This is a genomic window from Plantibacter sp. 2H11-2, from assembly GCF_050031945.1.
Taxonomy (GTDB): Bacteria; Actinomycetota; Actinomycetes; order Actinomycetales; family Microbacteriaceae; genus Plantibacter; species Plantibacter auratus.
This window is the reverse complement of the sequence record NZ_JBNBBL010000005.1, coordinates 237038-256405: the sequence shown is the minus strand read 5'-3', so window position 1 is coordinate 256405 and position 19368 is coordinate 237038. Positions and strand designations below refer to the sequence as shown.

Annotated in this window: 16 protein-coding genes; 8 read left to right on the top strand and 8 right to left on the bottom strand. The window is 70.7% G+C overall.

Features of this window, described 5'->3' with window-relative positions:
• Nucleotides 1-140: 140 nt before the first annotated feature.
• Entirely contained in the window at nt 141-2144 is a 2004-nt protein-coding gene (gene recQ / locus ACQG07_RS12340) for a DNA helicase RecQ (RefSeq protein WP_274499418.1), read from the bottom strand.
• Between the two features lie 208 nt (nt 2145-2352).
• Between recQ and ACQG07_RS12335 the strand changes: the two genes are divergently transcribed.
• Entirely contained in the window at nt 2353-3009 is a 657-nt protein-coding gene (locus ACQG07_RS12335; RefSeq protein WP_079705110.1) for a fasciclin domain-containing protein, read from the top strand.
• A gap of 376 nt (nt 3010-3385) precedes the next feature.
• Here ACQG07_RS12335 and ACQG07_RS12330 read toward each other — a convergent pair whose 3' ends face one another.
• The 5 genes from ACQG07_RS12330 to ACQG07_RS12310 form a co-directional block, all read right to left on the bottom strand.
• On the bottom strand, nt 3386-4042 hold the full coding sequence (locus ACQG07_RS12330) for a copper resistance CopC family protein (RefSeq protein ID WP_426738432.1): 657 nt from the start codon (nt 4040-4042) through the stop codon (nt 3386-3388).
• Nucleotides 4042-4809: a YcnI family protein gene (locus ACQG07_RS12325; protein WP_124768700.1), complete on the bottom strand. Its 768-nt coding sequence runs from the start codon at nt 4807-4809 to the stop codon at nt 4042-4044. Before ACQG07_RS12325 ends, ACQG07_RS12330 begins: the two co-directional genes overlap by 1 nt.
• Nucleotides 4810-4951: 142 nt before the next feature.
• Nucleotides 4952-5566 (bottom strand): hypothetical protein, encoded by a 615-nt coding sequence (locus ACQG07_RS12320; RefSeq protein ID WP_274499416.1) that lies wholly within the window; start codon nt 5564-5566, stop codon nt 4952-4954.
• A 124-nt stretch (nt 5567-5690) separates the two neighbouring features.
• Nucleotides 5691-6134: a hypothetical protein gene (locus ACQG07_RS12315; RefSeq protein ID WP_426738431.1), complete on the bottom strand. Its 444-nt coding sequence runs from the start codon at nt 6132-6134 to the stop codon at nt 5691-5693.
• 47 nt (nt 6135-6181) lie between these two features.
• Nucleotides 6182-7300, bottom strand: a complete 1119-nt coding sequence (locus ACQG07_RS12310) for an AI-2E family transporter (RefSeq protein WP_079705105.1) — start codon at nt 7298-7300, stop codon at nt 6182-6184.
• Between the two features lie 118 nt (nt 7301-7418).
• On the opposite strand from ACQG07_RS12310, the gene ACQG07_RS12305 reads away from it, so the two are divergent.
• The 5 genes from ACQG07_RS12305 (at nt 7419) to ACQG07_RS12285 (ending at nt 12779) form a co-directional block, all read left to right on the top strand.
• Nucleotides 7419-8369, top strand: a complete 951-nt coding sequence (locus ACQG07_RS12305) for a pirin family protein (protein WP_426738430.1) — start codon at nt 7419-7421, stop codon at nt 8367-8369.
• Between the two features lie 113 nt (nt 8370-8482).
• A complete protein-coding gene (locus tag ACQG07_RS12300; protein ID WP_079705103.1) occupies nt 8483-9064 on the top strand; it encodes an ECF transporter S component in 582 nt (193 codons plus the stop codon).
• A 45-nt stretch (nt 9065-9109) separates the two neighbouring features.
• Nucleotides 9110-10813, top strand: coding sequence for an ABC transporter ATP-binding protein (locus ACQG07_RS12295; RefSeq protein ID WP_426738429.1), 1704 nt, complete (start codon nt 9110-9112; stop codon nt 10811-10813).
• Entirely contained in the window at nt 10810-11640 is an 831-nt protein-coding gene (locus tag ACQG07_RS12290; RefSeq protein WP_426738428.1) for an energy-coupling factor transporter transmembrane component T family protein, read from the top strand. The genes ACQG07_RS12295 and ACQG07_RS12290 overlap by 4 nt, the downstream gene beginning before the upstream one ends.
• 47 nt (nt 11641-11687) lie before the next feature.
• On the top strand, nt 11688-12779 hold the full coding sequence (locus ACQG07_RS12285; protein ID WP_426738427.1) for an Rv2578c family radical SAM protein: 1092 nt from the start codon (nt 11688-11690) through the stop codon (nt 12777-12779).
• A 9-nt stretch (nt 12780-12788) separates the two neighbouring features.
• On the opposite strand, the gene ACQG07_RS12280 is transcribed toward ACQG07_RS12285, so the two are convergent.
• Nucleotides 12789-13211, bottom strand: a complete 423-nt coding sequence (locus ACQG07_RS12280; RefSeq protein WP_426738426.1) for a GNAT family acetyltransferase — start codon at nt 13209-13211, stop codon at nt 12789-12791.
• A gap of 99 nt (nt 13212-13310) precedes the next feature.
• Here ACQG07_RS12280 and ACQG07_RS12275 point away from each other — a divergent pair, with 99 nt between their 5' ends.
• Nucleotides 13311-14828: a carboxylesterase/lipase family protein gene (locus tag ACQG07_RS12275; RefSeq protein WP_426738425.1), complete on the top strand. Its 1518-nt coding sequence runs from the start codon at nt 13311-13313 to the stop codon at nt 14826-14828.
• A gap of 56 nt (nt 14829-14884) precedes the next feature.
• On the opposite strand, the gene ACQG07_RS12270 is transcribed toward ACQG07_RS12275, so the two are convergent.
• Nucleotides 14885-17233: a DEAD/DEAH box helicase gene (locus ACQG07_RS12270; RefSeq protein WP_426738424.1), complete on the bottom strand. Its 2349-nt coding sequence runs from the start codon at nt 17231-17233 to the stop codon at nt 14885-14887.
• 244 nt (nt 17234-17477) lie between these two features.
• Between ACQG07_RS12270 and ACQG07_RS12265 the strand changes: the two genes are divergently transcribed.
• The gene (locus ACQG07_RS12265) at nt 17478-19334 is read left to right on the top strand and encodes a glycoside hydrolase family 15 protein (RefSeq protein ID WP_256386834.1); all 1857 of its coding nucleotides are present in this window, start codon (nt 17478-17480) and stop codon (nt 19332-19334) included.
• Nucleotides 19335-19368: the final 34 nt, after the last annotated feature.

Below are 19368 nucleotides of genomic sequence, written 5' to 3'. Positions count from 1 at the left end.
CCATGAAAACCTCCCACAATGGTAGGACTGTCATAACGATGGGTGAAAGCGCCTGTGGGATGTGGACAAGGGCCCGCCCCATCGTCGTCGATCGACTTGGTCCTCCCCCACAGCTGTCGCAGGAAGCTCCCAGGGGCGGGTCACCCGTTGGCTGCGACGACCTCGATGAGGGCCGAACCGTAGGCGTCGAGCTTCTTCGCACCGATGCCGCTGATGCCGTCGAGCGCACCGAGCGAGTCGGGCTTCGCCGTCGCGACCTCGCGCAGCGTCGCGTCGCCGAAGACGATGTAGGCGGGGACGCCCTGCTCCTTCGCGACCCCGGCCCGCCAGGCACGCAGGGCCTGGAACAGCTCGGCCGCGGCCGGCTCGAGCTCGGCGTTCGCACTCGACGAGCGCGAGGACGACCTCGACGAGGAGCGGGCGGCACGTTCCGGCTCGCGACGCATGGCCACCGGTCGGTTCCCTGCGAGCACCTCGGCGCTCCCGTCGGTGAGGCCGAGCGTGCCGTACTCGCCGACGGTGGCCAGGAGGTCGCGTGCGAGCAGCTGACGGACCACGCCGCGCCACTCCTGGTCGCTGAGGTCCTCGCCGATGCCGAAGGTCGCGAGTTCGTCGTGCCGCTGCTGGGCGACGCGGTCGGTCCGCTTGCCGCGGAGGATGTCGATGATCTGCCCCGCGCCGAAGGACTGGTTGCGCTCGCGCTTCAGGCGCACGATCGTCGAGAGGAGTTTCTGCGCCGGCACGGTGCCGTCCCAGGTGACCGGTGGTTCGAGGCAGGTGTCGCAGTTGCCGCACGGCGTGGAGGGCTGACCGAAGTAGCGCAGCAGGTTGACCCGGCGGCAGTCAACGGTCTCGCAGAGGGCCAGCATCGCGTCGAGGTGGGCGCTGAGGTTGCGCTGGTGCGCGAGGTCGCCCGGTGATTCCGCGATCATGCGCCGCTGCTGGACGACGTCCTGCAGGCCGTAGGCGAGCCAGGCGATGGACGGCTCGCCGTCGCGCCCCGCACGGCCGGTCTCCTGGTAGTAGCCCTCGACGCTCTTCGGGAGGTCGACGTGGGCGACGAACCGGACGTCGGGCTTGTCGATGCCCATCCCGAAGGCGATGGTCGCGACGACCACGACACCGTCCTCGCGGAGGAAGCGGGACTGCGCAGCCGCTCGCACGGAGGCATCGAGTCCGGCGTGGTACGCCACGGCGTCCACCCCGTTGTCGCGCAGGAGCTGCGCCGTCTGCTCCACCGTCTTGCGGCTGAGGCAGTAGACGATCCCGGCGGTGCCGGCCGGCTGTTCCTTCACGAACGCGACGAGCTGCTTGCGGACCTCGTTCTTGCCGACGATCCGGTACTGGATGTTCGGGCGGTCGAAGCTCGAGACGAAGTGCTTCGCCTCGCCGAGGTGGAGCCGCTGCGTGATCTCCTGGTGCGTCGCCTCGGTGGCGGTCGCGGTCAGCGCGATACGCGGGACGTCGGGCCAGCGTTCGGCGAGCTCGCCGAGCATGAGGTAGTCGGGGCGGAAGTCGTGCCCCCACTGCGACACACAGTGCGCCTCGTCGATCGCGAGCAGGGCGATGGTGCCCTGGCCGAGGAACCGCCGGGTCGCCTCGGAGCTCAGGCGCTCGGGCGCGACGTAGAGGAGGTCGAGCTCGCCGGCGAGGTAGGCCTGTTCGACCCGCGAACGCTCAGCGGGATCCTGCGTCGAGTTGAGGAACGCGGCACGGACGCCGACGGCGAGGAGTGCGTCGACCTGGTCCTGCATGAGGGCGATGAGCGGGGAGACGACGATGCCGGTGCCCGGTCGGAGCAGGGCGGGGATCTGGTAGCAGAGGCTCTTGCCCCCACCCGTCGGCATGAGGACGACCGCGTCGCCGCCACCGGCGACCTGCTCGATGATCTGCTGCTGCTCGCCGCGGAACGCGTCGTACCCGAAGACGGTGTGGAGTGCCTCCTGCGCCGTGGCGAACTTCTGGCCGGCCGCACGGGCGGCCACCGGAGCCGCTGCGGGCGGAGCGCCTGGAGCGGACGCGACCGCTCCACTCCCCCACGCGACACCACCGCCGAGGTACGCGTCGTCGGGCGGTGGGGCGTCGAAGTCGTCGGGAGCGTCCGCGTCGTCCGGGATCCAGTCGGGTTCGGTGCTCCAGCTCATCCGTCGATCGTAGCCGCAGCAGCTGACACCCCGGTGCCCCTCCACAGGAACGGATCCGAAGAATTTCGCTCCTCTTAATGCGCGACCCCGTCCGACACGCGATCGGATCTTTTTCCAAACCACCCCCGTGGGGGCTCCGAAGTGTCATCGAGGGCCGGTTCTGAGAGGCACTCGACAACCGGTCCAAACCTCATCAAAGGAGAATCACATGCGTACCATCAAGCGAAACCACATGGCAGTGCTCGCACTCGCCGCCGTCGCGACCTTCGGCCTCGCAGCCTGTTCCAGCGGCTCCAGCTCCGACAGCGGTTCCTCGATGGAGCCGAGCTCCGCTCCCACCGAGTCGATGGCTGCAGACCCCGCAGCGGACCTCGTCGGCTCGGGCTGCGCCGCCTACGCTGACGCCGTCCCGGACGGTGCTGGCTCCGTCGCCGGCATGTCGGCCGACCCGGTCGCCGTCGCCGCGTCCAACAACCCGCTGCTGACCACGCTCACCGCTGCGGTCTCCGGCCAGCTGAACCCCGACGTCAACCTCGTCGACACGCTGAACGGCTCCGAGTTCACCGTCTTCGCCCCGGTCGACGACGCGTTCAAGAAGATCGACGCCGCGACGATCGACAGCCTCAAGACGCCTGAGGGCGCTGCGACGCTGACCTCGATCCTCACGTACCACGTGATCCCCGGCCAGATCGCTCCGTCCGACATCGACGGTGAGCAGACCACCGTCGAGGGTGGAACCGTCAAGGTCGAGGGCTCGGGTGACAACATCACCGTCAACGGTGCCAAGGTCATCTGCGGTGGCGTCAAGACCGCCAACGCGACCGTGTACCTCATCGACTCGGTGCTGATGCCGCCGGCAAAGTAGCCGACCGCGGGTTCACCCGCACGCTACACCGGTAACAACGGAACAGCCCCGTCATCCTCTCCAGGATGGCGGGGCTGTTCCGTTGTGTCGGGACCGGAACCCGCTCGCCCGATCCTCCCCCGGTCACTGAGCCTGTCGAAGTGCCCACGAAGCACATCGCCATCCGAGGACACCATCGACCGGAGCGCCCTTCGACAAGCTCAGGGACCGAAGCGTGTCACCTCCCCCGGTCACTGAGCCTGTCGAAGTGCCCACGAAGCACATCGCCATCCGAGGACACCATCGACCGGACCGCCCTTCGACAAGCTCAGGGACCGGACGGGGTGCGGCTCAGGGACCGGAACGGGTGCGGCTCAGGGACCGGAACGGGCGCGGCTCAGGGCGCGGAGGTGTCCGTGCCCTGGTCGTCCGAGGTCGGCTCCGGCTTCCGCCGGGTCACGAGCAGCACGCCGATGCCGGCGATCAGGACGACGCCGATCGCGCCGACGATCCACCACACATCGCCACTGAGCCCGCCAGCGGACGACTCCGGCTCGACGCCACCCGCCTCCGACGAGGGCTCGACCGTGGAGGCACCGCTCGTCGCGCACGCGGGCTTCGCACTCCCCACGGCGAGTTCCTGGCCCTCGGCCGGCGCCCACTCGAAGGTGTAGCTGCCCGACAGCGGGTGGCCGTCGGTCGAGACGAGCTGCCAGACGACGGTGTACTCACCCGCTTCACCGAGCTGCAGCGGCATGACGAGCGCAGGGCCGTTCACGGCTGCGCACGCGGTGCCGTAGTAGAGCCGCTCGTCGCCGGGACCGGTCACCTGGATCTGGTTGGACTGGCCGGCTTCCCCGAGGTCGAGCAGGTTGTCGTTCGTCGTGATGACGAGTTGCTCCGGCTGTTCGGTGATCGTCGAGCCCTCGGCCGGCGTCGTCGAGATGATGCTGTTGTGCGCTGAGGCCGGCTGGGCCACGGCGAGCACCGCCGCGACCGCGAGGAACGCGGTCGCGGCGGTGCCGACGAGACGGCGACGACGGGAGACCGTCATCAGGCCTGGCGCTTCGCGTCGGACGCTGCGCGGCGTGCGGAGGCAGCGATGACGATGCCGGCGGCACCGACGACGAGACCGGCGATGCCGAGCACGCGGCCCAGCACGTCGGTGGTGCCGGCGTCGGTCGAGGCAGCGGCCTCCGTGTGGTCGCCGTCACCGTCGTCGTCCATGGCAGCACCACCGTGGTGGTCGCCGGCCTCGGCAGCGGTCACGACCACGACCGGCGCCGGTGACTCGAGGTCGTCCTCGGTCTGACCGTCCTTCGCGACGTCGGTCCAGTCGGTCTGGCCGACCTCGCACGTCTGCGTCACGGGGAAGACGAGCGTCTTGCCTTCGGCGTCGGCCGGCAGCTGGACCTGGAAGGAGACGGTGTCGCGGTAGCCGTCGGCGAGCGGCGTCTTGGCCGTGTAGACGACCGTGCCGACGCGCTCGGCGAGCTGCTCACCGTGACTGTCGGTGATGGGCTTCGCGAGCGGGGCCATCTGCTTGTCGATGGTCCAGTTCGGGTTGACCGTCGGCGTCACGGCGTTGATCTCCTCGGGGATCTCGAAGGAGAGGCTCGTCGTGGGCGAGCCGTCGCAGCCGTGACCGACGGCGAAGCTCAGCACCGTGTAGGAGCCGGCGGCCGTGGAGGTCGGCGTGACGCTGACGTGGGCGCTGGCGGCGAGCGGTGCACCGACCGCGAGGAGCGCTCCGGCGCCGATGGCGATGGCACCGAGCACGGCGGGCTTGCGGAAGGTGGGGCGGGGGGTGGTTGCGTTCATGATCGTCCTGTCGACTGCTCCGCACGGCGTCGAGCGTGCGGAAAGGGGATGGTCACGCCGGATGGCGCGCCGAAGGGTGCTGCTGCGTCGGGGCCGACCGGCCACGCACTGCACCCGTCCCGGTCGGAGGGTGGTGCGTCGGTCAGGCGGCGGCGAACGCCGGCGGACCGCGGTGTCGCAGGTGGAGCAGGACCACCCCGAGGTTGCGGGGACGACGGTTGACGCGGACCCAGCGCACCCGGCGGGGCGCGGGGACGAGGTGCGTCGGTGCGGCACGGCGGGCGAGGATCCGGACGGTCAGGGCGGCGAGCGCGGCGAGCGTCGCGCGTTCGGCGAACAGGATGGCTGCGATGGTCGCGACGGCCGCGACGAGGTGCGCCGCCCACATCGTGGTGTCGCCGTGGGTGTGCGCCGCGGTGACGCCGCCGGACGCGAGTTCGACGACCCCGTGCCGGTGCCAGTTCGCGGGGCCGGTCGCACCGCCGGATGCGACCGTGGCACTGACGGTGCTCGGGACGAGGGTGAAGAGCGCGTGGTAGCCGAGCTGGCTCACGAGCACGGAGGCGACGACCCCGAGTGCGGTGATGCGGCGGCCGGCGAGGAGGACGCAGACCAGGACGGCGAAGGTGCCGCCGACCAGGAGGACGAACGCGGACGGTGCGGCGGCCCCGCCGATCGTGTGCGAGAGGGCTGCGGCGAAGGTGGCGAACGCGGCTGCGGCGGTGCCGCGGGCGACACGGGCCCACCGTTCCGTCATGCGATGCCTCCGGGAGAGCGAGCGGACCAGGTGTCGACGCTCGTGCACACAGCCTACCCGAGCATCGCCCTTCGACAGGCTCAGGGACCGGGGAGGGGGTGGTCAGGGACCAGGGAGCGGGCGCTCAGGCCCCGGTGTCGGCGACGAACAGCAGCACGATCGAGGCGATGGAGCAGACGACGCCGATGCCGAAGGTCACGCCGAACAGCAGCCGGAGCGCCCTCGTGTGATCGGCCGTCCGGCGGAAGCGTGCGCGCGACGGTTCCCGGCGGGCGTAGAAGACGTTCGGCTCCTCGGGGTCGCGGAGGGAGTCGAACTCCGCATCCGTGACGGGTCGTGAGTACAGCTCGGCCGCCTCGGTCATCCAGCGGACCTCGCGCCCCGGACCTCGATCGACGTCCTCGCCGCCCGCGTCGTCCGGCAGGTCCACGATGACCCCGTGCGTCTCCACCCAGCTGCCGTCCGCGGCCCGCGCGATGAGCATGACGAGCAGCACGACGACGGCGCTGCCGAAGCCGATCCAGGTGAAGACCTCGAAGACGAGGCCGAGGAGATCGTGGGGGTCCACGATCACATGCTATCCGGCGGGCGGACCCACGACCCGGACGGCCTCCCTCAGACGGACTCGGGTCGCTTCTGCCGCATGGGCTCGGCCGGCTGGTCCGGACCGTTCCAGACGCCGATGATGCCCCACGCGACCGCGGCGATCGGGACGGCGAGGACCGCGCCGACGATGCCGCCGAGGATGGTGCCGGCGGTCAGGGCGAGGAGGACGACGAGGGCGTGCAGCTTGAGCGAGCGTGCCATGACGACGGGCTGGAGGAAGTTGCCCTCGAGCTGGTTCACGAGCACGACGATGCCGACGACGATGAGGGCGGCGACCGGACCGTTGGCGACGAGCGCGACGAGGGCCGCGAGGATGCCGGCGGCGGTCGCTCCGACGATCGGGATGAAGGCGGTCAGGAACACGATGACGCTGAGCGGCAGCGCGAGCGGGACCCCGATGATCGCGAGGCCGATGCCGATGCCGATCGCGTCGACGGCCGCGATCGTGGCGGTGCCGCGCACGTACCCGCCGAGGGTGTCCACCGTCTTGCCGCCGATGCGCTTGGCGCGGTCGTACGCGGTTCCGGTGAAGGGACGGAGCAGGAACTCCCAGAGCCGCGGTCCGTCCTTGAGGAAGAAGAACAGGACGACGACCATGAGCACCAGGCCGGTGAGGAAGCTCGCCGTCGCGGAGACGCCGGCGAGCGCCCCGCTGCCGAACTGGCTCGAGGTGAGGAAGTCGACCGCGGTCTGCTTGGCGTCCTCGATCTGCTTCTCGTCGATGTCGAACGGCAGGGTGCCGAGCCAGTCCTGCAGCTGCCCGAAGCCCTTCGAGGCGGAGTCGACGAGGTCGTCCCACTGGCTGCGAACGGCCCAGACGATGAGCCATCCGATGCCGCCGAGGACGACGAGGATCGAGACGAGGGCGATCCAGGTGGCGAGGATCGACGGGAGCCCCTTCGACCGCATCCACCGCATGAGTGGGTAGATCGCCGAGGCGAGGATGAGTGCGATGACGACGGGGATCATCACGAGGGAGAGCTGGGTCAGCGCGAAGACGATCAGCGCGGCGACCGCGACGATGGCGAGCGTCTGGATGCTCCGGGTCGCGAACGTGCCGATGCGGTCGTGCCAGAGGCCGCGGGCGAGCGGTTCCGGTGCGTCCTCATGCTTGTCGAACAGGCCCATGGGATCCCCAATCTCGGCAGCGGCGGAGCCGGACGGGCCCCGCGCCCAGTCAACCACGTCGGTGCGGGCCGAGGTCAGGCCGAGCGGGAGTAGCGTTGTCCGTGATAAGGAGGCGCTCATGACGAGACTCGACGCCGACCCGGTCCCCAGCGTCTGCCACGCACCTGACGGATCCGGGACGAGACTCCTCGAGGCCCGCGAGGTCCCCCTCGGCGGTGTCCGCGGCCTGAGCGTCCATCGCACCCTCCCGCAGCGCGAGCTGCCGATGATCGGCGCCTGGTGCTTCCTCGACCGCTTCGACGAGGACCGCTCACTGATGCGCGTGCTGCCGCATCCGCACACCGGCCTGCAGACCGTGACGTGGCCGCTCGTCGGCGACATCCGCCACCGCGACAGCGTGGGCAGCGACGTGGTCGTCCGCCCGGGCGAGCTCAACCTCATGACGAGCGGTCGAGGCGTGTCGCACTCCGAGTTCTCGGTGGGCGAGGAGGCGGCCGCCATGCACGGCCTCCAGCTGTGGGTGGCGCTCCCGGAGGCCGCCGCCCAGGTGCCGGCCGCGTTCGAGCAGCACACGGACCTGCCCGTCCACCGCGCTCCAGGATTGGAGGCGACCGTCCTCGTCGGCACGCTGGGCGGCGTGACGTCGACCGCGACCGTCCACTCGCCCCTGCTCGGTGCCGACGTGACGCTCGAGGCCGACACCGTCGTCGAGGTGCCGGTGGATCCGTCCTTCGAGCACGGCGTCCTGGTGATCGACGGGGCGCTCGAGGTCGGCGGCGTCGAACTCGGCTCCGGCCCGTTGCTCTACCTGGCGCCCGGGAGCGATCGCCTCGAGCTCCGGAGCGCGACCGGTGCCCGCTTCGTGCTCCTCGGAGGGACGCCGTTCCCGGAGGAGCTGGTCATGTGGTGGAACTTCGTCGGTCGCAGCCACGAGGACATCGCGTCCGCCCGGGAGGACTGGGAGGCGGGGTCGCCGCGCTTCGGGTCGGTCGCCGGCCACGGCACGGACCGCATCCCTGCGCCGCCCTTGCCGAACGTCCGTTTGACCCCGCGCCGACGCTCGATCTGATCGCCCGGACGGGGCGCTCGGGACCCCGTTCCGAGCGGTGTCGGTCGGCGTCTCGACGGGCTGATAAAGGATAGGCTGTCCTCAGGAGATCGGCTGCTCGTGAAGGTGGGCTCATGCAACGTCTGAGTACGCGACTGCTGCTGACCTGCGCCGCCATCGGCGTCGGCGGCGGCCTCGTCTTCGTCGTCTCCGGGTACGTCGGCGGCACGATCTCCGCGACCGCCCCCGTGCTCTACGGCCTCATCATCGGCGTGTACTTCCTGCCGGGCGTCGTCTCGCAGGCGCTCCTCCGACGTGGTGGCGTGGCCCTCATGACCGGGCTCACCGCCGGCCTCGTCTCAGCGGCGTTCAGCCCGCAGTGGTTCTTCCGGTACTTCGGCACCGGCCTCGCGATCGGGCTCCTGCAGGAGATACCCTTCGCCGTGTCGCGTTACCGCGTCTGGAGGGCCTGGGTCTTCTACCTGGCAGCGGGCATCGCCGGACTCGTCTTCGGCGGCTCCGTGCTCGTCGTCCTCGGGATCGAGCACTTCGCGCCCCTCGCCCAGACGGTCTACATCGCGCTCTTCGTCCTCAGCCCGATCGCCTTCACCGCGCTCGGGCGGGCGGTCGCAGCGGCCCTCGCGAGAGCCGGTGTGGGGCGGTCCATCGCGAAACCCCTGCAGCGCGACCGCGGCTCGGCCGGCACGCGGGCCTGAGTGGACCCCGTACCGCCGACGCACCCCGCCACCGTCGTCCGGCGGATGCGCATCCGTCACGACGACCGCGAGGAGTGGACCCCGGACGACGTGTCGTTCCAGGTCGCACCCGGTGAAGTGGTCCTCCTGCTCGGGCCGAGCGGCTCGGGGAAGTCGACGCTCGCGCTTGCCCTCAACGGCCTCGTCCCCCATGCAGTCCCGGCCGAGTTCGAGGGTGCTGTGGTCACCGGCGGGCTCGACACGGCCACCTCGACGGTCGCGCAGTTGAGCGAGCACGTGGCGATGGTGTTCCAGGACCCCGACGCCCAGATCGTCACCGGAACGGTCCTCGACGAGGTGTGCTTCGGCCCGGAGAACCTCCTGCTCCCCGTCGAGGAGGTGCTGTCCCGCGCCGAACGCGCGCTCCGGCAGGTAGCGCTCTGGGAGCGCCGGGCCGAGAACCCCGACCGGCTCTCAGGCGGAGGCCGACAGCGACTCGCGATCGCCTGCGCCCTGGCCATGGGGAGCGACCTCCTCGTCCTCGACGAGCCGACGGCGAACCTCGATCCGGCCGGGATCGAGGAGGTCTACGCCGCCCTCCGCTCACTCGCCTCCGGACCCGACGGCGCCGGGAAGCGGCATGCGATCCTGCTCGTCGAGCACAACCTCGACGCCGCCATCGACCTCGTCGACCGGGTCGTCGTCCTCGATCGTGACGGGCGGCTCGCCTTCGACGGCCCGACCCGCGACGTCCTGCTCGGCCACCTCGACGAACTGCTCGCGATGGGTGTCTGGCTCCCGGTCGCGACGCTCGCGGCCCTGCGACTGCGGGAGGGCGGTGTCCTGCTGCCGGCCCTCCCCCTGACACCTGCCGAGCTGACCGCCGCACTCGACGCGACCGCACTGCCGGCGCTGCCGACAGCACCCGCCGCCCCGGTCACCGCCGAGCGGTCGGTGGCGGTCCGCGTCGACCGGCTCAGTGTCGAACGCGGTCGCGGCCGCCGGCGCACCCCGATCCTCCACGAGGTGAGCCTCGAGGTCGGGACGGGCGACTTCCTCGCGGTGATCGGGACGAACGGTGCCGGCAAGACGACCCTGCTCCAGGCGATCGCCGGGGTGGTCCGTCCTCCACGAGGGCGCATCGACGTCGGCGGGATCGACCCGGGGCGCAGCGACGTCCGGACGATCGCGGCGCACATCGGCTTCGTCTTCCAGAACCCCGAGCACCAGTTCATCACCCACACCGTCCACGATGAACTCGCGCACGGCCTGCGGATCCGGGGCGTCGACGACACCGAGATCGAGCGGCGCGTCGACGACCTGCTGCGGCGGTTCGGCCTGGAATCCGCACGCGACGTGCATCCGTTCCTGCTGTCCGGCGGCCAGAAGCGCCGGCTGTCCGTCGGGAGCGCCCTCATCGCCGGAGCTCCGGTGCTCGCGCTCGACGAGCCGACCTTCGGTCAGGACCGGGCGCGGGCGAACGAGCTCCTGGACCTCCTCGCCGGACTCAACGCGCAGGGCACCACGGTCGTCGTCGTGACCCACGACCTCCAGCTCGTCGCCGATCACGCGAGTCACGTCGCGGTGATGGCCGGTGGTCGCCTACTCGCCCACGACACGACCGCCGCGGTCCTCGACGACGACGAGCTCCTGCGCCGCGCGGGGCTCCGCCCACCACCGCTCGCCCAGGCGATGCGCTCGCTGGAGAACCACCCCGACTGGCGCCACCTGTCGAGACTCGACGACCTGCCCGGGGCGGCCGCCCGATGAGCGCCTCGACGATCGACCCGTACGCCTCGGGCACGGCACCGGCCGGTCGATTCCTGTACCGGTTGAACCCGCTCGCGAAGCTCGGCGCTCCGCTCCCGGTGATGATCCTGCTCGCGTTCACGAGGGACCCCGTCACGCCGGCGCTCTTCATCGCCCTCGCGGTCGTGGTCATCCTCGTCGGGGCCCGACTCACGCGGACGGTCGCCCTCCTGCTCTTCGTGGCGCTGCCGCTGCTCGTCTCGATCATGTCGTTCAGCTTCGGCCTGTGGACCGACCCGAGCCGCGTCGACCAGTCCGTCCTGCTGTTCCAGGTCGGCGACTACCGGTTCTTCCTCGGGGCGCTGCTCGTCGGCCTCGCAACGGCACTGCGACTCGCGGCCCTCCTCCTCCTCGCCTGCATCGGCGGCCTCACCTCGACCGGTCCTGAGTTCGTGCGCGCGATGATCCAGCAGCTGCACGTGCCCTACCGGATCGGGTACACGGCGCTCGCCGCCTACCGGTTCGTGCCGCGGTTCGGGCACGAGCTGGAGGTCATCCGTTCCGCCCACCGGGTCCGCGGCATGGCCGAGGGTCGCGGACCGATCGCCGCCGTCCGCCGGGCCGCCGGCACCGTCGTGCCGCTGCTGGCCGGTGCCATCCGTCACGCGGAGCGGGTCGCGCTCGCCATGGACTCCCGCGCGTTCGGCGCCCATCCGCAGCGGACGGAGCGGACCCGCATCCCGTTCCGCACCCGAGACTGGTGCTTCATGGTCGCCTTCTGGCTCGTGAGCGCCGCTCTCCTGTGGTGGAGCCTCACCGCCGGTCCGGGTCCCGTCATCCGGAACTGATCGTCCTGAGTCACCCGCAGCACTCGAACGTATGTTCTAATGGAGGCATGCGGTGGAGCGGACAGGAACTCGGGGTTGAGACGACGTCGGCGCTGCCGGGCCTCGCGAAGCTGAACAACCTCGTGCGCAGCGTCCAGACGCCCGAGTTCGCCGGGATCACCTTCCACGAGGTGCTCGCGAAGTCCGCACTCAACCGCGTGCCCGGCCAGTCCGTGATGCCGTTCGGGTGGACCATCAACCCCTATCGGGGCTGCTCCCATGCCTGCGTGTACTGCTTCGCCCGACCGACGCATTCGTACCTGGACCTCGATGCCGGGAAGGACTTCGACTCGCAGCTCATCGTCAAGGTGAACGTCGCCGAGGTCCTCGAGAAGGAGCTCGCGAAGGCGAGCTGGGGCAGGCACCCGGTGGCACTCGGCACGAACACCGACCCGTACCAGCGCGCCGAGGGCAAGTACCGCCTCATGCCGGGGATCATCAAGGCCCTCGCCGACTCGGGAACCCCGTTCTCGATCCTGACGAAGGGCACGCTGCTCCGGCGCGACCTACCCCTCCTGGCCGAGGTCGCTGAGCGCGTGCCGGTCGACCTCGCCATGTCGATCGCCATCTACGACGACGAGCTGCAGCAGTCGATCGAGCCCGGCACCCCGACGGCGGCGGCCAGACTCGCGACCGTCCGCGCCGCTGCCGACCTCGGCTTCGACGTCGGGGTCTTCATGATGCCGATCCTCCCCTACCTGACCGACACCGTCGACCACCTCGACCTCGCCCTGTCGCGCATCCGCGAGGCCGGCGCGAGCACCGTCCTCTTCTCGACCCTGTACCTGAAGGCCGGCGTCAAACCCTGGTTCATGCAGTGGCTGTCGCGGGAGCACCCCGAGCTCGTCGAGCGGTATACCTCGATGTACGCCGACGGCGCCTACGCCCCGAAGGAGTACCGGAAGTGGCTGGCCGCGCGCATCCGCCCGATGATCCGCGACCACGGGCTCGAGCGCGGCACCGAGGACCCGGCCACCGGGGGTGTCCGCTCGTCGGCGCTCGGCATGTTGCGCGACGGGTACGGCGAGCGGGCCGAGCTGCGGAAGCGCGTCCCGGAGTTCGTCACGACCGGCCTACAGGTCCAGCCGACCCTCTTCTGACCCGGAGCCTCAGGCGTCGGGGATGAGCCGCTTGCTGAGCAGCGCGACCTCGTCGGTGCCGTACCCGAGCGCCTCGTAGAACCCGATCACGCGGTCGTTGCCCGTCCGGACCATGAGGTTGATCTTCGGGCACCCGAGTCCGATGAGCAGGCACTCGGCCTCGGCCATGAGCCCCCGACCGAGTCCACCACCCTGCTGCGCCGGTGACACGGCCAGGTAGTGCACCCATCCGCGGTGGCCGTCGTACCCCACCATCGCCGTGCCGATGAGGGCGCCATCGGCATCCACCGCGACGAGGAACAGCTCGGGCTGCGTCGTCGACTTGCGCTCGATGTCTTTCGCCGGGTCGTTCCACGGTCGTGTGAGCCCCACGGTGTGCCAGAGGGCGATGACGGCGTCGGTGTCGGCTGGGGTGAACGGACGGATCTGCATCGTTCCAGTCTTCCGCAGCCGTCTCCCGTCCGATGCACAGGCACGCGTACGACCGCCGTCGATACAGTTGGTCACCCGAGCATCGACGAACGGACGCGTATGAGCATCGACCCTGGGCTGGAACCGGCCGACGACGACACCCGGTCGGACGACCAGCCCACGCCGATCACCGTCGACACCGGCAGCGGCCCGGTCACCGGACGCAGTGCGGGCGGTGTCTCCAGCTTCCTCGGCATCCCGTATGCGGCGGCGCCGTTCGGCGACGACCGGTTCCGCCTCCCCCAGCCGGTCGACCCCTGGGACGAGCCGCGCGACGCGACCCGGCCCGGCGCCACCGCACCGCAGGCCCCGTATGCCGGCGCGGTCGGCGACCTCCTCTCCACGGTGACCGTGCCGGGGAACGAGATCCTCAACGTCAACGTGTGGACACCGACCGAGCCGTCGACCGCCCTGCGCCCGGTGATGGTCTGGATCCACGGTGGCTCGTTCGTCCACGGCTCCAACGCGCTCGACGCCTACGACGGCACCGCATTCGCTCGCGACGGCGTCGTCCTCGTCTCCGTCAACTACCGTCTCGGGTCCGAGGGGTTCTCGGTGCTCGACGACGTCCCGCTGAACCTCGGCATCGCCGACCAACTGGCGGCCCTGACCTGGGTCCAGGACGAGATCGCCCGGTTCGGCGGCGACCCCGACAACGTCACCGTGTTCGGCGAGTCCGCGGGCGGCGCCTCGGTGGCGACGCTCCTCACCCACCCGGACGCTCCAGCCGTGATGCGGCGGGCGATCATCCAGAGCGGGCCGCTGGAGGCGCAGACGCGCGAGCGGGCGGGCCGCATCTCGAAGCTCATGGCGAAGGATCTGGGGGTCGCCACCACCCGAGCAGGCTTCCGACGTGTTCCACCGGAGGGGCTCGTGGCCGCGCAGGAGCGGGCCATGGCGGGCGGCAACCCGCTGAACGGCGGCGCCGGCTTCGCGGTCGCGACAGCCGCACCACTCGTACCGGACAGTCCGTTCGACGCGTTGCTCGCCGGACGGGCGGCCGGCATCCCCGTCCTCATCGGCAGCACGACGGAGGAGTACCGACTGTGGTTCGTTCCGACGGGACTCCTCCCGACGATCAAACGCGTCCATCTGCTCGCGGCACGCCTCAAGCTCGGGATCCCCGCGGCGACGGTCCGCACCTTCCGACGGAACCGTCCGAAGGCCTCGACCGGGGAGATCCTCGGTGCGATGGCGACGGACGTCCTGTTGCGCGTGCCACTCAACCGGGTCGCCGACGCGCGTGCAGCCGCGGGTGCGGACACGTGGGTGTACGAGTTCGCTTGGCGCAGCCCCGTCGGCGAGGACGGGCACGGTGCCCTCGGAGCCGCCCACGCGATGGAGATCGGCTTCGTGTTCGACCACCTCGACTCGCCGGAGGCCGTCCGGATGGCGGGCCCCTCGGCGCCGCAGTCGCTCGCGACCGCGATGCACGACGCGTGGGTCGCGTTCGCGAAGGCGGGCGACCCGGGCTGGCAGCGTTGGGACGCCACGCGCCCGGTCCGGACCTTCGACGGGGTCGACGATGCCGTCGTCCTCGCGCCGCGCGACGACGAACGCGCGGCCCTCACCCCCTGACACGCGAGAACGCCCGCCGAGCGTGAGCTCGGCGGGCGTTCCTGATGCGGTGCGGACTACGCGGTGGCGATGTCCTCGACGAGCTGGTCGCCGGGGGCGGCGTCGTCGAACGCGGCCTCGATCTCAGCGCGGTCGAGCAGTTCGGTCATCCGGCGGCGACGGGCCTTGGGGATGATCGTGACGACGCGACCGATCTTGCCGGCACGGCCGGTGCGGCCGGCACGGTGCAGGTACGTCTTGTACTCGTCCGGGGCGTCGGCCTGCACGACGAGCGTGATGTCGTCGACGTGGATGCCGCGGGCGGCGACGTCGGTGGCGACGAGCACGTTGACCCGACCCGAGGTGAGCTTCTCCAGGTTGCGCGTGCGGCGCGCCTGGTTGAGGTCGCCGTGGAGCGAGACGGCGGGGATACCCGCCATGCCGAGCTGCTCCGCGAGACGCTCGGCGTACGCCCGGGTGCGGGCGAACACGAGGGTCTTCTCGGTGCGGTTGACGAGCTCCTCGATGAGGCGGTCCTTGCCCTTGTGCTCCACCACCAGCACGCGGTGGTCGATCGTGGAGGACGCCTGGTCCTCACCGGCGACCTCGTGCACCGACGGGTTCGGGAGGAACTCGTTGACGAGGGCTGCGACACCCTTGTCGAGGGTGGCGGAGAAGAGGAGCTTCTGGCCGTCGGGCGCGGTGCGACGCAGGATGCGCTGCACGGGCTCGAGGAAGCCGAGGTCGCACATGTGGTCGGCCTCGTCGAGGACGGTCACCGTGACCTGCGAGAGGTCGAGGCGACCCTGCTCGATGAGGTCCTCGATGCGACCGGGCGTACCGACGATGATGTCGACGCCGCGCTGCAGTGCGCCGACCTGGCGACCCTGCGGGACACCGCCGTAGATCTGCGTGGTGAAGAGGCCGACGGCGCGCGCGATGGGCTGCACGGTGCGGTCGATCTGCAGGGCGAGCTCACGCGTCGGGGCGAGGATGAGGGCGCGGGGCTTGCGACCCGGCTTGCGGTTCTTGCCGCCACCGTTCTCCATGAGCTTCTCGACGAGCGGGGCACCGAAGGCGATGGTCTTCCCGGAGCCGGTGCGGCCACGGCCGAGTACGTCGCGGCCCGCGATGACGTCCGGGATGGTCGCCGCCTGGATCGGGAACGGGCTGTCGGCGCCGAGCTCGGCGAGGGCACGGACGATGTTGCCGCCGAGGCCGAGGCTCTCGAAGGTCACACCCTCGACGTCGCCGGCCTGGATCGCGTCGGCCTCGAGGCGCTCGAGCACCACGTCGTCCTGGGGCGTGTAGGAGCCGGCGTCGCGCTTCGGGTAGTAGTCGCTGCCACGGCCGGCGTCGGACGCGCCGCGGTCGTCGAAGGACCGCTTGGGGCGGTCGTCGAAGGACCGCTTGGGGCGGTCGTCGTACGAACGCGCGGGGCGGTCCTCGAAGGAACGCTTGGGACGGTCGTCGTACGAACGCGCGGGGCGGTCGGTGCGGTTCGCCTGACGCGGGTCACCCTGACGGGCCGGGCGGTCACCGTAGGACGGACGCTCGGTCCGCTCGCCACGGTTGTACGCGGGACGCTCGGTGCGGTCGCCGTAGGAGGGACGCTCCGTGCGCTCACCCCGGTTGTAGGCCGGACGCTCGTTGCGGTCGCCACCACGGTTGTACGCGGGACGGTCGTTCCGGTCACCGTACGAGGGACGCTCGGACCGCTCACCACGGTTGTAGGCAGGACGCTCGTTCCGGTCACCGTAGGAGGGACGCTCGGTCCGCTCGCCGCGGTTGTACGACGGCCGCTCGTTCCGGTCGCCGTAGGACGGACGCTCGGACCGCTCACCGCGGTTGTACGCAGGACGCTCGTTCCGGTCGCCGCCGCGGTTGTACGACGGGCGCTCATTGCGGTCACCGTACGACGGACGCTCGGACCGCTCACCACGGTTGTACGCAGGACGCTCGTTCCGGTCGCCACCGCGGTTGTACGCAGGACGCTCGTTGCGGTCGCCGTACGAAGGACGCTCAGTCCGCTCACCACGGTTGTAGGCGGGGCGCTCGTTGCGGTCGCCACCACGGTTGTACGTGGGACGCTCGTTGCGGTCGCCACCACGGTTGTACGCGGGACGCTCATTGCGGTCGCCACCACGGTTGTAGGCAGGACGCTCGTTGCGGTCGCCGCGGGGTGCGCGGTCGCCGCGCTCCTCCGACTCGAAGCGGGCGGCGCGCTCGGCACGCTCGTCTGCGTTCCAACGAGACTTCTGCGGCGCTCCACCGGCGTCGGGACGGTAGCCGCGGTGGCCTTCGCTCTTGCTGCCGGACTTCGCGCCGGGACGCGAACCGAAGGGCCGCTTGTTCTCGCCGTACTTGGACTTGGGGTCGAAGTTCTTGGCCGGGCGTTTGCCGGCGGGGGTGTTGTTCTTGGGCATGGAGAAATGCTTTCCGGGTTATAACTCGTTCGCATGAACAACCTGCATGACTCACACAGCGCCATCCGAAACCTCGGCTGCGCTGCGGCATGCTCATACCCGGGCGATCACTGGCCGGGGCCGTCCACATCATGTGTGTGTTCGCGGAGTTCTCTCCGACGAAACCGGCCCACCAGACTGACATAACCCTCCGCGGTACAAACGCGGTGTCTAGAGCCGACTCACCTACGTTACCCGATCCACCCTGAGAAGTCACGGAGCATCACTCCCAGGCAGGCGCGCGGCGGCGTGGCAGCATGGGTGCATGCCCAGCCCCATCGAGGATTACGCCCTCATCGGTGATTGCCACACCGCCGCGCTCGTCTCGTCGGAGGGCAGCATCGACTGGCTGTGCCTCCCCCGGTTCGACTCGCCGTCGATGTTCGGTGCGCTGCTCGGCACCGAGGACCACGGATGCTGGACGGTCCGGCCTGCCGATGCTCGGGCGACGGCGAGCCGCGCCTACCTCGACGACACCTTCGTCCTCGAGACCGTCTGGACGACCCCCGACGGCCAGGTGCGTGTGACCGACCTCATGCCCCACGGCGACCGCCGGGCGGATGTGGTCCGCCGGATCGAGGGGCTCAGCGGCACCGTCGCGGTCGACGTCGAGGTTCGCCTCCGCTTCGGGTACGCCGACGCGATCCCGTGGGTGCGGCAGCTCCCGGACGGATCCGGGATCGTCGCCGTCGCCGGCCCCGACGCCGTCGTGGTCCGGGGCGTGCACCTGACGGCGTCCGATCACGCCCACTCGGCGACCGTCGAGGTCTCCGCGGGCGACACCGTCGACCTCACCCTCACCTGGTACCCCTCGCACCGCGAGGTGCCGGACCCGGTCGACGTCGGCCCGCGCATCGACCACACGATCGCCTGGTGGCGCGACTGGGCGTCCCGCTGCGATCCCGCCGACGAGTACGAGGAGGCGGTCGTGCGGTCGCTACTCGTCCTCCGCGCCCTCACGCACGAGGACACCGGGGGCATCGTCGCCGCCGCGACCACGAGCCTGCCGGAGTCGTTCGGGGGCGTCCGGAACTGGGACTACCGCTACGTCTGGTTGCGCGACGCCTCGCTGACCCTCGAAGCCCTCATGCAGCACGGCTTCACCGAGGAGGCGCACGACTGGCGCAGGTGGCTCCTCCGGGCGATAGCCGGTGACCCGAACGACCTGCAGATCATGTACGGCCTCGCCGGCGAACGCCACCTCGTGGAGGAGGAGCTCGACAGCCTCCCCGGCTACCTCGGTGCCGCCCCCGTGCGCGTCGGCAACGGCGCCTACACGCAGTACCAGGGCGACGTCTTCGGGTCTGTGATGATCGCCCTCGACGAGGCGCGCTCGGTCGGTCTCGCGGACGACGACTTCTCGTGGAGCCTCCAGCGCGCGCTGCTCGGCGTCCTCGAGGAGCACTGGAACCGCCCCGACCGCGGCATCTGGGAGGTGCGGGGCGACGAGCAGCACTTCACCCACTCGCGCGCCATGATCTGGGCGGCGCTCGACCGCGGCGTCCGAGCGGTTCGCGAGCACGGCATGGACGGGCCCGTCGAACGTTGGGAGGCCCTGCGCGAGACCCTCCGCGAGACGATCGAGCGCGAGAACGTCGACCATGCACGCGGGTGCTACGTCCAGCATGCCGGGACGACCGAGGTCGACGCGTCGCTGCTCGTCCTCGCGCAGATCGGCTACGTGGCGCCCGACGACCCGCGCATGCTCGCGACGGTGGCCGCGATCGAGGAGGACCTCCTCCAGGACGGTCTGCTCCTGCGCTACCGCACGACGAGCGGGGTCGACGGTCTGCCGGGCGACGAGCACCCGTTCCTCGCGTGCTCGTTCTGGCTCGTGCAGCAGTACGCGGCCTCGGGCCGACTCGACGACGCCCGCGAGCTGATGGACCGGCTGCTGTCCTTCCGCAACGACCTCGGCCTGCTGTCCGAGGAGTACGACGTGCAGCAGGCTCGACAGGTCGGCAACACTCCGCAGGCGCTCTCGCACCTCACCCTCGTCCGAGCCGCCGACGCCATCGCCGCAGCCACCCCCTCCAGCCCGCGAACTGTCACCAAACGCTAGTCACGGGCCCCGGAACTAGCCTCAAGTGACAGTT

What these genes read in the sequence shown, in the direction of transcription:
- recQ (WP_274499418.1), bottom strand. Translation starts at nt 2,144, where the DNA reads ATGAGCTGGAGCACCGAACCCGACTGGATCCCGGACGACGCGGACGCT.
- ACQG07_RS12335 (WP_079705110.1), top strand. Translation starts at nt 2,353, where the DNA reads ATGCGTACCATCAAGCGAAACCACATGGCAGTGCTCGCACTCGCCGCC.
- ACQG07_RS12330 (WP_426738432.1), bottom strand. Translation starts at nt 4,042, where the DNA reads ATGACGGTCTCCCGTCGTCGCCGTCTCGTCGGCACCGCCGCGACCGCG.
- ACQG07_RS12325 (WP_124768700.1), bottom strand. Translation starts at nt 4,809, where the DNA reads ATGAACGCAACCACCCCCCGCCCCACCTTCCGCAAGCCCGCCGTGCTC.
- ACQG07_RS12320 (WP_274499416.1), bottom strand. Translation starts at nt 5,566, where the DNA reads ATGACGGAACGGTGGGCCCGTGTCGCCCGCGGCACCGCCGCAGCCGCG.
- ACQG07_RS12310 (WP_079705105.1), bottom strand. Translation starts at nt 7,300, where the DNA reads ATGGGCCTGTTCGACAAGCATGAGGACGCACCGGAACCGCTCGCCCGC.
- ACQG07_RS12305 (WP_426738430.1), top strand. Translation starts at nt 7,419, where the DNA reads ATGACGAGACTCGACGCCGACCCGGTCCCCAGCGTCTGCCACGCACCT.
- ACQG07_RS12300 (WP_079705103.1), top strand. Translation starts at nt 8,483, where the DNA reads ATGCAACGTCTGAGTACGCGACTGCTGCTGACCTGCGCCGCCATCGGC.
- ACQG07_RS12295 (WP_426738429.1), top strand. Translation starts at nt 9,110, where the DNA reads ATGCGCATCCGTCACGACGACCGCGAGGAGTGGACCCCGGACGACGTG.
- ACQG07_RS12290 (WP_426738428.1), top strand. Translation starts at nt 10,810, where the DNA reads ATGAGCGCCTCGACGATCGACCCGTACGCCTCGGGCACGGCACCGGCC.
- ACQG07_RS12285 (WP_426738427.1), top strand. Translation starts at nt 11,688, where the DNA reads ATGCGGTGGAGCGGACAGGAACTCGGGGTTGAGACGACGTCGGCGCTG.
- ACQG07_RS12280 (WP_426738426.1), bottom strand. Translation starts at nt 13,211, where the DNA reads ATGCAGATCCGTCCGTTCACCCCAGCCGACACCGACGCCGTCATCGCC.
- ACQG07_RS12275 (WP_426738425.1), top strand. Translation starts at nt 13,311, where the DNA reads ATGAGCATCGACCCTGGGCTGGAACCGGCCGACGACGACACCCGGTCG.
- ACQG07_RS12270 (WP_426738424.1), bottom strand. Translation starts at nt 17,233, where the DNA reads ATGCCCAAGAACAACACCCCCGCCGGCAAACGCCCGGCCAAGAACTTC.